Below are 11,208 nucleotides of genomic sequence, written 5' to 3'. Positions count from 1 at the left end.
AAATAAGGTTAACCATGAATTTGTCATATCAACATCTATGTACAAATCACCAATCAATTCATTATCTAAATAAATGGATTCTTTAAGATGTAAATATTTGGCAAACCATTGATGACGAGTATCTTCGCCCGTACGACATTGAATCAGTGATCGGTATTTATGATGTTGATACCATTGAGCAAACATTTCTCCTGATACTCGTACCACACAAGCATGAATAACTGATTTATCACTTCGTAAAGAGCTCAGGACATTACTCGTTTCTTTGGCATCTTCAAATGTTAAGGCGACTTGACTATTAAATGACGTGACTTGTGCTAAGGTACTTAAACGCTGCACGGTATCTTGATGCATTTTAACTACTGAAACGCTGGCAAAAATAAATAGTGCCACCAACAAGCCTAAACCCGCACTCAACAGTAAAATCCGTCTTAATTTGTAATGTAGTGGTAACTGGCTAAGCGATTTCATTATGGCTCTCAGCTACTTGGGTACACGGGCTAGTTGCAACATACGCGCACTCAATTTTAAGCCGTTATTTTGTGTACTACTTTGATTAACAACAAATTGTACGCGCTGTGCTTCTAAATATAAACTAATCATGCCACCCTGCTTTACTAAGTCCAAATTATCTGCAATGGTTAAAATGGGTTGCTGCTCAACTGCATTTAACCATTGAAGCTGACGGCTTTTTTCGCTACGAGCAATAAACAAAATATGACAGATTTTTAATTTTGCTTGAGTAGGTTCGTCATTAACTGCAACAATTTTTAATACATGACCTTGCACTTCTTTACGCTCTAAACTTTTTAAAGCAAGTTCTACTTTATCTTGCCCTGCAATACATAAATTTAAATTGTTTTCAGTTTCAAAACTATGGCTTGGCCACTTAACAAACTTAGCAAAATTAAAAATAAATGCGGCTTTTACTTGTTCTTCACTTGGCTCATTTGAGGCATAGGCATACGAGCTCATACTAAACATGGTTAGTAAAGCAAGTAATACTCCTTTTTTGATCGTCTGAAGACGATACCCCATTGCTTTGTGCCTCATTACACCTATTGCCTTATAAAAATCTATAGGATTTATGCGGTTAACCCGTCTCCAATCTCCATACAAAACTGTTGGCTTAACTCATCACTCATTTAAATTAATCTCTCCTGTATCAATTGTAGAATAGTCTCTCAAAGCCGCTGTTATTAATTATTTTTAACTATTCCTAGGCTTAGCATGACAACGAATACTTTATTTATCACGACAGAAGAATCATTTACTGATGATGTATTTGTTTTTATTTCAATTAGTTACAACAATTAAAATACAAACAAAAAAACTCCATCAGAGCAAAACACACAAATCCCCAACTAACAAGACTTCATTGCCCTGTTAATTATATCTATAATCTGTAACAAGATATTACAAAACATCACTAGGCAAATTAGTCGAGTCTTTTTATAAATAAGCCGAAAGCATTAATAGCCCTACTAATATTGCTGATATGCTGCTACGGTTAGCACCATCAACATGGTTATTAATAACGTTTTTGTCCTACTTAATGAGTTTTCACATGAAAAAGTTTGCTGCTATCGTTTTAGGCTGTGTCTTAAGCACTACCAGTTTGGCTGATAATCTTTCTTTAGATTTAAACGATGATGCCTTGCGTTTAAATTATCAACATAACTTAGATAAAAACTATCAAACTGATTTTGCATGGACTCATGTTAAAGATTTAGGCGATTCTTTATCCGCAGGTCTAACTTTAACACAAAGTCTTAACAACGACATCACTGCTTATATTGGTGGTAAAGCTTTATTTCAACAACATGACCATTTACCCGATGGAACAGCCATGGCTGTTGGTGGTGCATTACGTATTACCCCTGCTGCTAACAAAAATGTGTCATTAATGGCTTCGGCATATTTTGCGCCTGATGTTTTATCGTTTGGTGATATGGAAAATTATCAGGAATTAGAAATTCGTGGGGAATATAAAGTCAGTGAACAGTTAACAGCTTATGCGGGTTATCGTAATAACACTGCTGACTACAGCAGCAACAATAACAAAGTAAAAGATATTGATTTGTACGATGGTTTTATGATCGGTGGTCAATTTAAGTTTTAAGGTTTTAACTCCTCTCCCTTTTTAAGCAAAGGTATCTACACAAGTACTTTGGAACTAAAAAGTCTATAAACATGAGCGTTAAGTCCCCTCTTGAGAGGGGATTTAGGGGTGTGTCAGGCCAAAGAGCAGTGTTTTTCTGTCTGTTTTAACCCACCCCTAGCCCCTCCGAGGAGGGGAATTTCATCGTTATAGCCTCAATTTTAGCCTTTTTAAAAAATGTGTATATACTCATGCCTAAATTAGGGGAGGAAAATGATTAGCCTTGTTTCTTTTTACGATACTCAATGGGCGTTAAATTCGTCCACCGTTTAAAAGCACGATAAAAAGTGCTTGGCTCTGAAAATCCCGTTAAATAGACAATTTGTTCAATACTTTCACTGGTTTGTGCCAACAAACGTTTAGCTAGACGACAACGATAATCCGCTAATACTTGGTTAAAACTGGTATTGGCTTCGGTTAATTGGCTGCGTAATCGCCGTGGTGCAATATTTAAACGTTTAGCAACCGTTTCAAGACTAGTAGTGCCACTTTCTAAAGACTCACCAATAGCACGTCTTACTTCTGCAACCAAATCAAAGCGGGCTAATTCTTGAAGTTTTTCATGGGCTAATTGTTCATGAAAGCGCAATAACTCTGGTTCGGCTTGCCAAATACGTGTATTTAAAACTTCAGGCTTAAAATACAAACGTATTTCTTCTGCCCCTAACACCACAGGACAACCATAAACACGTTCATACTCCTCAGCATTTGCACCTTCTTCATGGGTAAAATACACCATCAGCGGCTGAAATTGGCCTTCGGAAACAAAACGAAAAAAGCGCAAGACCGCGACGATAATACATTCAGCCGTGTGGCGAAAAGTGGCATCATTCAGCATATTGGCCAAATAACACTCATCTTCATTAATAACTAACTGAGCCTGTAACATATCGCTAATCAAACGTTGATAAGCTAAAACTCGTTTTAAGCCTTCACCAAAGGTTGAGCTACTTAAAAACAAATACTCTAATACTTGCCCTCTATACAAAGGTAAATGCTCACCTAAATGCAAACCAATGTGTCGGTCTTTAGAAATTTTTTCGGCAGATTGCCAAAACGCCAATTGTGCCGCCGAAGGCGTGCGACGATTCGCATCTAAATGATTTAAACCAACGCCTGCCCCCATTAACACTTGCTCAGCAGGCAAACCTGCATTACGCATAGCTTGGTAAACAAAACGTAATAATATCGCGGCATCGGTACGTTCTGACATTATTATTCTCCTTTAGTGTAGGGACAAAGGTTGATTGACTGATAGTAAAGCACTATTTTTTATAAAATCAAGTAATTACTATCCGTCAGTTGACTAAATATTCATTGTTGTTATTACATCATAAGCTGGTTGTTGATAGGGATGAGTAGCTTTTAATGCGCTGATGGTTGCTGACAAATAAGCGTCTTCACAAACCATTTCAACTTTATATTCAGCCACTTGCTCAATTTGGTCTATTTGGCCAATAAAAGGTTTTGCACCTACTAAGGGGCGAAACTGCCCCACTCCCAACACTTGCCACGCACAACAATCATAATCACCGATACGCCCTGCCCCTGCCAAAAACATTGCTTTTTTGACTTGTTCAACATGAGTGACTGGCACATAAAATGTAATTTTATACATGATGTTGTTGCTCTGCTTCATGGTGTTTAGCAAAGACTAATAACCAAATCACTCCTAAAACCGCCGCAATCAAAGAGCCTAACATAATGGCAATTTTGGCACTAATGACGAGTTCAGGACTATTAAAAGCTAATACCGTAATAAACATCGACATGGTAAAACCAATACCTGCCAATAGCCCAACGCCCCATACGTGTTTCCAATTCATTTCTGGCGGCAATGTTGACCATCCCAATTTAATCGCTAAATAACTAAACAAAAATACGCCAATAGGCTTGCCTAATAATAAGCCCAACATAATCCCTAAACTATGTGTTGTTAATAATTGGTCTGCCCATGTTTCAGGAATGACAATCGCGGTATTAGCGAGAGCAAATAAAGGCAAAATGGCAAACGCTACGATACTTGTGAGTTTATGTTCTAAAATATACGAAGGTGACTCACGACCGCCATCTGTAAATGGAATCAAGAATGCTAAAATTACACCTGTAATCGTCGCGTGAATCCCTGAGTGCAGCATGCAATACCATGCCACCGCCCCCAATACTAAATAAGGGCTTAAACGATTCACATTCATGCGATTACAGACAAATAACACTGCAAAAATGGCTAATGCAGCCGCTAAATATGTCCATGCAATGCCTTTGCTATAAAAAATAGCAATGACAATAATTGCACCTAAATCATCAATAATCGCTAAAGCCACTAAAAATATTTTTAGGGCAACGGGTACTTTATTGCCTAACAGCAACAACACGCCTAACGCAAAAGCAATGTCGGTAGCCATTGGAATACCAAAACCATCTTGATAAGGTGTGCCACCATTAAAACCATAATGAATCAATGCAGGCACACACATGCCACCTATTGCCGCAAAAATTGGCAATAAAGCCGCTCGAATTTGTCTTAGCTCACCAATATAAATTTGCCGTTCAATTTCTAAACCGACCAATAAAAAGAAAATAGCCATTAACGCATCATTAATAAAATGCTCAAGACTCATGCCTGCAATTTTAATGTGCCAAAAATGAGTGTAACTCTCACTCACAGCAGAATTAGCTAATGTCAATGAAATGACTGTACAGAGCATTAAAATAATGCCTGCTTTACTTTCGCTTTGTAAAAAACGCTTTAATAATGAGGTTAAGACCCATAGTCCTGTAGTGGGTTTATAGGGTTGATTCATGTGTTTCTCCCATATTTTTCATTAATCATTATAAATTCAATGATTACTTACAATTTTAAAATTGACCAGATTCCTCACTATCCATTACTTAGGTTTACTTATTTTTTGCTGAGTAAGCACAAATGTTGCATAAAATTTCTAAAAACTTTAGCTTAATCAACGAGCAAGACTCGCCACAAACTATTCATGACAATATTTTGAGTGGCATCGTTTTTAAAGGCACAAACCTATGGATTTTGATGGTTGCCATTTTAATGGCCAGCGTTGGCTTAAATGTTAACTCCACCGCGGTGATTATTGGTGCAATGCTCATTTCGCCACTTATGGGACCAATTATTGGCATGGGCTACGGTTTAGGCACCTATGATTTTGATTTAGTCCGCCAATCCATTAAAAATTATTTATTTGCCGTTGTCATTGGGCTTATTGTTTCAAGCTTGTATTTTAGTATTTCTCCATTAAATGAAGCGCATTCTGAATTATTAGCTCGCACCACACCCACGATTTATGATGTATTAATTGCTTTTTTTGGCGGTTTAGCCGGTTTTATTGCCATTGTTAGTCGTTTTAAAGGTAATGTCATTACAGGTGTTGCCATTGCCACCGCATTAATGCCGCCCCTATGCACCGCAGGCTATGGCCTAGCATCACAACAATTTAATTTTGTTTCGGGAGCTTTATATTTATTAGCCATCAATACTGTTTTTATTGCTCTAGCAGCTCTCATTACCACACGTTTATTTGGTCAACCGCTGATTCAGCAAGCCAATGATGAACAAAAAAAGCAAGCCAATCGTTATGTGACATTTATCGTCGTCTTAACCTTGATTCCAAGTATTTATTTAGGGGTCAGTTTTATTCATCAAGATCAATTTCATCGCCAAGCCAAAAACTTTGTTAACAGCATTAAATTAGACAATAATTATTTGCTTAAATATGAAGTATTGCCTAGCCGTAAAATGATTAACTTAACCTTTGGTGGTGTTGGTTTAAGTGCTGAACAAACACAAGCCCTGCAACAGCAAGCCATTGATTTAGGGTTAGCCGCCAAAATTAATATTCAACAAGGGTTTTCTTTTTCTCAGTTAGGTGACATAAACAATCAAACCGAATTACTTCGCAAAGAGGTCAATCATTTACGTGAAGATTTGACTAAGCTTGCTCAAGCAGAACGACAAAGAAACACGCTTGAGGTGAATTTAGCGAATACTTTGTTAACTGAATTACAAGTATTTTATCCAGACATTGTTAGCGTGGAATTGGGCAATATTAGTGAATCTACTATCAATCAAGGAGCTACGCAATTTGTGATTATTCGGACTCAAAGCCCTATACTCAAGCAAAATTTGCCACAAAAAACCATTCAGTCTTGGCTCAAACAACGACTCCAACAACAGAATATGATTGTTGTTATTAATCCATCGTTATAGGATATTTAAGCCGTGTATATTTTAAAAAATGCCTTGTTAGAAATTGCGATTAGCTCGTTAGGTGCAGAGCTAAAAAGCGTTAAACATAAAACTTATCAGCTTGAATATATGTGGCAAGCTGACCCACAATTTTGGGGGCGCACCTCGCCTGTACTCTTTCCTATTGTTGGTAAACTTAGCAACAACTGTACGCAGATTAATGGTCAAAATTATCAACTTTCACAACATGGTTTTGCCCGCGACTGTGAGTTTGAATGTGTGGTGCAAACTGATGATAAAGTTAGCTTTCGCTTAACCGCAAATGACCAAACTAAAACCAAGTATCCTTTTGATTTTGAATTATTAATTAGCTATATTTTACAAGCAGATCGTTTAACGGTTAATTGGCAAGTGATTAATCCAAATACAGAAATTCTACCATTTTCGATTGGCGCACACCCTGCCTTTTCGACCCAATTAAAAAATGGTGATCTGTTTGAAGATTACGACATTATTTTTGACCAACTTAAAAATTATTATACATGGCCATTTAATGCCGCTATGCAATTGGTTAATCAAGGCAAAAGTTTTAAACAAACGCCTGTGCAAAAGTTTCCTCTTGATTATGACGACTTTTTTGATGATGCTTTGGTGTTTCCTGAACAACAATTACAAGCTATTACGCTAAAAAATCGTCATCATGGGCATGGTGTAAGCGTTGAGTTTGCTGGCTTTCCTGAAGTGGCGTTGTGGACGGCGGATGCCAAAAATAAACGTTCGCCTTTTGTGTGTATTGAGCCGTGGTTTGGTCATGCCGATTTAGCAAATGGCTCACCTGAGTTTATCAATAAACGCGGTGTTATTCAGTTAGCGAGTCAAGAACGTTTTGAGGCCGAATATCAGATATTGTTTTTTTAGCTTCGACTTGTATCTCCGCTCAGCTACTACACAATGTACCCTGAGCGGAGTCGAAGGGTAATTTTCTCTTTTATTTAGATGGGTTTCGTTCCTCAACCCATCATATGGCCATATTGCTCAGCAATAGCTCTAAATTCATCACTAATTTGCGGATGCTTAGCGACTTGCTGCCAATAATATGTTGCCCAAACACACACCTCAGGCCACACATGTTGGCTTAATGCACTCGCTTGAACAGGTTTTATCTCGCGCTCAACCACTTCACCATGAATGGTTGGTGCAAAACGCATTGGCAACATATCATAAACAGGGGCAAGACTTAAACTAAAGTTGTCTGCTAAAAAGAAACTTAAATTGCCGTTGTGCATATCTTCATTAGCAATTAAACGGCCAAAACTGAATACTTTTAAGATGTTCTGATAATCATCAACATTAATCTTATTTAAGGCCAATAACGATTTGGCCTGTTCGTCCCACGCTTTGTTATGACCAATAAACTCATTGCTTACTGCCTCTAAAGACACCATGCCTTTACGTCCAAAAGAGGTTGTTCGATCAAAACGCAGCACTTCCAAAAAAGTACGCCCTGCTGTTTGCACAATCTGACTTTGTGCCGCAGCGATGCCAAAATGCTGTAAAGTTTGTAGGGCTAAATGCTCAGCAATTAATAAATCTGACCAACGCTGACCATTGACTGTGGCAAGAGGTGGACTAAATTTTACTAATAATTCAAAGGTTTGTTGGCTTTCTAAGACAAATAAACCAAACTTTGGTTGTTCCCCTGCCGCAGAAGAACGAGCAATATCATGCCTAATCACTTTACACGCTTCTTGGCCATACGAGGCGCGTGTTTTTAGCCAACCATCATCATCATCGGGTTGCAAAACATCTTGTTGTAAACGCAAAAAAGACAAACAACTTTCTTCGCCCACTAAAAAATGACTGGGCTGAACAAAACCAAACTTTAATAAAAAGGTTAATACATCGTCATCTTGCCAATCTTGTAAACGTGGATTAAGGCCAAGCTGTTGATGAATGGCACTAAATTCACGCCCTAAAAAGCCTTGTGGCCGAATATCCCACAAAAACCACGGCAAACTTTCGTAAAGAGTATCGTTTTGGGTCAGTGCATCGTGCCAAACAAAACCATGTGGATAAATGGCAATTAGCTGCCCTGCCAAACTGATGTTTGCTTGTTCATTAACTCGGTAAACAGGCCATTGACTACCAATATCACGAATCGGACGTTGCAGGGCATATTGCGTAGCGCGGGCTTTGCCAATTTTAATGATGGCAGACTGCTGTTTGACTAAACGCGATAAAGTCGGCTGCGAGATATTGAGTTGTTGGGTTAGCTCTTTGGCCGATTGCGGCTGTTTGGCTAATAATTTGAGCAAAGTTGGTTGCATGATGAATAGATTTTTTAGGTTGTTTTACTCTCTTATAGCATATTTATGAGGATGTTGACGTTTTTGGTGAATAGATTTTTTAAACGTATAATAATTACAAGGATTAGCGTCACAGGGTAAATCGGGAATACAGTCGCCAAAATTGGATAAAAAAGTGGCGCATGGACAAGTCCTTTTCTTGTTTAAGCCACTATATCAAATAAAAAGGGCGCAATCTGCGCCCTTTTATCTTAACCCACAAACACTCTAGCATTTCTAAACATACGCATCCACGCGCCATCTTGTTGCCAATCTTTTGGCTGCCAAGAATTTTGCACGCCACGGAACACACGTTCAGGATGGGGCATTAAAATCGTTGCGCGACCATCACCACTGGTGACACTGGTAATCGCAAACGGAGAGCCATTGGGATTTAACGGATACGTTTGTGTTGCTGCGCCTGTCGCATCAGCAAAACGAGCAGCCACTAAACCACTGTTATTTAAGGCTTCAACATTGCTATGCAATACACGACCTTCACCATGCGCTACGGCAATCGGCATCACCGAACCTTCCATATCCTTAAAGAATAAAGACGGCGATTTTTCGATTTTGACTAACGAAGTACGAGCTTCAAAAGACTCACTGGTGTTACGCACAAAACGCGGCCACAACTCAGCATGAGGAATCAAATCTTTGAGCTGTGACAACATTTGACAACCGTTACACACCCCTAAGCTAAAGGTTTCTGGACGTTGGAAAAACGCAGTAAATTCATCACGCGCACGGCTGTTAAACAATACCGATTTTGCCCAACCGCCACCAGCACCTAACACATCTCCATAAGAGAATCCACCACAAGCCACTAAACCAACAAAGTCACGTAAGCTAATACGGCCTGTTAAAATATCGCTCATGTGGACGTCAACACTGGTAAAACCTGCTTTATCAAAAGCGGCCGCCATTTCGATATGACCATTGACACCTTGTTCACGCAAAATCGCCACACGTGGACGTACACCTGTGTTAATAAATGGCAAGGCAATGTCTAAATCTTGGTCATAACTTAACTTAGCAATCAAACCAGCTTGCGTGTCATCGGCAATTAACGCAAATTCTTGGGCTGCACAGTCGGCATTGTCACGAATGGCTTGAATACGATAACTGGTTTCTGCCCAATCTTGTTGCCATTGTGCGCGTGTGCCTTGTAACACGATTTCGCCTTGATAATTAAAGCGAATGTCTTGAGTTAGGTTAATGCCGCCTAATACTGACACAGCGTTGGCTAAACTAGTGTTGGCAAATGCGGCTGTCACGGCATCAACATCGGCTTTGGCCACTTGAATCACTGCACCCAATTCTTCGTTAAACAACACGGCAGCTAATTGTTGCTTGCTGTTTGCTAAAGCAGATAAATCAAGCTCTAAACCGACACGTGCAGCAAAAGCCATTTCTGCTAAGGTTGCCACTAAACCACCATCACTACGGTCATGGTAAGCTAATAACTTGCCATTGAGTGCTTGGATGCCATTAAAGAAATCAATTAATAAGTTGGGGCTATCTAAATCGGGTGCAACATTCCCCACTTGGCTATAAGCTTGTGCTAAGACTGAACCACCTAGGCGATTTTTGCCTTGACCTAAATCAATCAACATCAATACGCTGTCTGCGTCTGTTTTTAATTCAGGGGTGATGGTTTGACGAATATCGGTGACAGGTGCAAACGAAGACACAATCAATGACAAAGGTGCAGTCACGGCTTTGTTTTGTTCACCGTCTTTCCATACGGTACGCATCGACAACGAGTCTTTACCCACAGGAATGGCAATACCCAAGGCAGGACACAATTCCATGCCCACTGCTTTTACCGCATTAAACAAGTTTTGGTCTTCAATGCCATAACCTGCCGCCGCCATCCAGTTTGCTGATAATTTAATATCACTTAGCTGAGCAATTTTGGCAGACGCAATGTTGGTAATCGACTCGCCAACCGCCATACGTGCAGAAGCACCCGCATCAATCAAGGCTAAGGGAGTACGCTCACCCATTGCCATGGCTTCGCCTGTAAACGCATGAAAACCACTGGCAGTCACCGCGCAATCCGCAACAGGCACTTGATAGCGACCAACCATTTGTTCACGGGCTACTAAACCTGTCACCGAGCGGTCGCCAATGGTAATTAAGAATGATTTAGAAGCAACAGTTGGTACTTGTAATACGCGTTTTGTGGCTTCGGTTAAATCAATATGGCTGCTATCAAAACTGGCTTGTTCAATGTGTTGGCTGTTAAATTGACGCGACATTCTTGGTGGTTTGCCCAACAACACTTGCATGGGCATATCGACTGCTTTGTTGGCAAAATGACTGTCACTGACGGTTAAGTGTTGTACTTTCTCAGCTTGACCTAACACCGCAAATGGACAACGCTCACGCTGACAAATGGCTTCAAATTCGGCTAAACGTTCTGGACGAACCGCCAACACATAACGTTCTTGCGCTTCGTTACACCAAATTTCACGCGGGCTCAT

10 protein-coding genes are annotated in these 11,208 nt (G+C 39.7%); 3 read left to right on the top strand and 7 right to left on the bottom strand.

Translation table 11 applies throughout. The features are described 5' to 3' along the window. Both Q0212_RS10800 and Q0212_RS10795 read right to left on the bottom strand, forming a co-directional pair. Positions 1–471 (bottom strand): CHASE sensor domain-containing protein (locus tag Q0212_RS10800; RefSeq protein WP_297925332.1); only part of this gene is annotated, 471 nt, incomplete at its 3' end. Positions 472–483: 12 nt separating this feature from the next. Next, positions 484–984 (bottom strand): YfiR family protein, encoded by a 501-nt coding sequence (locus tag Q0212_RS10795; RefSeq protein ID WP_297925331.1) that lies wholly within the window; start codon positions 982–984, stop codon positions 484–486. Between the two features lie 583 nt (positions 985–1,567). Between Q0212_RS10795 and Q0212_RS10790 the strand changes: the two genes are divergently transcribed. Further along, positions 1,568–2,122, top strand: a complete 555-nt coding sequence (locus Q0212_RS10790; RefSeq protein WP_297925328.1) for a YfaZ family outer membrane protein — start codon at positions 1,568–1,570, stop codon at positions 2,120–2,122. A 256-nt stretch (positions 2,123–2,378) separates the two neighbouring features. Here the strand turns inward: Q0212_RS10790 and Q0212_RS10785 are convergent, their stop codons facing one another. From Q0212_RS10785 to nhaA, 3 genes are all read right to left on the bottom strand, one after another. Beyond that, on the bottom strand, positions 2,379–3,374 hold the full coding sequence (locus tag Q0212_RS10785) for an AraC family transcriptional regulator (RefSeq protein WP_297925325.1): 996 nt from the start codon (positions 3,372–3,374) through the stop codon (positions 2,379–2,381). 93 nt (positions 3,375–3,467) lie between these two features. Further along, a complete protein-coding gene (locus tag Q0212_RS10780) occupies positions 3,468–3,779 on the bottom strand; it encodes an NGG1p interacting factor NIF3 (RefSeq protein ID WP_297925323.1) in 312 nt (103 codons plus the stop codon). Continuing rightward, on the bottom strand, positions 3,772–4,965 hold the full coding sequence (nhaA, locus tag Q0212_RS10775; RefSeq protein ID WP_297925321.1) for a Na+/H+ antiporter NhaA: 1,194 nt from the start codon (positions 4,963–4,965) through the stop codon (positions 3,772–3,774). Before nhaA ends, Q0212_RS10780 begins: the two co-directional genes overlap by 8 nt. 122 nt (positions 4,966–5,087) lie before the next feature. Here nhaA and Q0212_RS10770 point away from each other — a divergent pair, with 122 nt between their 5' ends. Both Q0212_RS10770 and Q0212_RS10765 read left to right on the top strand, forming a co-directional pair. Beyond that, complete coding sequence (locus tag Q0212_RS10770; RefSeq protein ID WP_297925320.1) at positions 5,088–6,395, top strand: DUF389 domain-containing protein; 1,308 nt, start codon at positions 5,088–5,090, stop codon at positions 6,393–6,395. Between the two features lie 12 nt (positions 6,396–6,407). Then, positions 6,408–7,292: an aldose 1-epimerase family protein gene (locus Q0212_RS10765; RefSeq protein ID WP_297925318.1), complete on the top strand. Its 885-nt coding sequence runs from the start codon at positions 6,408–6,410 to the stop codon at positions 7,290–7,292. A gap of 92 nt (positions 7,293–7,384) precedes the next feature. Here the strand turns inward: Q0212_RS10765 and yjjJ are convergent, their stop codons facing one another. Together yjjJ and purL are read right to left on the bottom strand one after the other, a co-directional pair. Next, a complete protein-coding gene (gene yjjJ, locus Q0212_RS10760; RefSeq protein ID WP_297925316.1) occupies positions 7,385–8,701 on the bottom strand; it encodes a type II toxin-antitoxin system HipA family toxin YjjJ in 1,317 nt (438 codons plus the stop codon). 230 nt (positions 8,702–8,931) lie between these two features. Further along, positions 8,932–11,208, bottom strand: a 2,277-nt coding sequence (gene purL / locus Q0212_RS10755) for a phosphoribosylformylglycinamidine synthase (RefSeq protein ID WP_297925314.1), incomplete at its 5' end; no start/stop codon positions are given.

The sequence above is a fragment of the uncultured Agitococcus sp. genome (genome assembly GCF_937920075.1).
Classification (GTDB): domain Bacteria; phylum Pseudomonadota; class Gammaproteobacteria; order Pseudomonadales; family Moraxellaceae; genus Agitococcus.
This window is presented reverse-complemented; position numbering and strand designations above follow the sequence as displayed.

Bases quoted from the DNA above. Each gene is read 5' to 3' on its own strand.
- Q0212_RS10795 (WP_297925331.1), bottom strand. From the start codon at position 984: ATGTTTAGTATGAGCTCGTATGCCTATGCCTCAAATGAGCCAAGTGAA.
- Q0212_RS10790 (WP_297925328.1), top strand. From the start codon at position 1,568: ATGAAAAAGTTTGCTGCTATCGTTTTAGGCTGTGTCTTAAGCACTACC.
- Q0212_RS10785 (WP_297925325.1), bottom strand. From the start codon at position 3,374: ATGTCAGAACGTACCGATGCCGCGATATTATTACGTTTTGTTTACCAA.
- Q0212_RS10780 (WP_297925323.1), bottom strand. From the start codon at position 3,779: ATGTATAAAATTACATTTTATGTGCCAGTCACTCATGTTGAACAAGTC.
- nhaA (WP_297925321.1), bottom strand. From the start codon at position 4,965: ATGAATCAACCCTATAAACCCACTACAGGACTATGGGTCTTAACCTCA.
- Q0212_RS10770 (WP_297925320.1), top strand. From the start codon at position 5,088: ATGTTGCATAAAATTTCTAAAAACTTTAGCTTAATCAACGAGCAAGAC.
- yjjJ (WP_297925316.1), bottom strand. From the start codon at position 8,701: ATGCAACCAACTTTGCTCAAATTATTAGCCAAACAGCCGCAATCGGCC.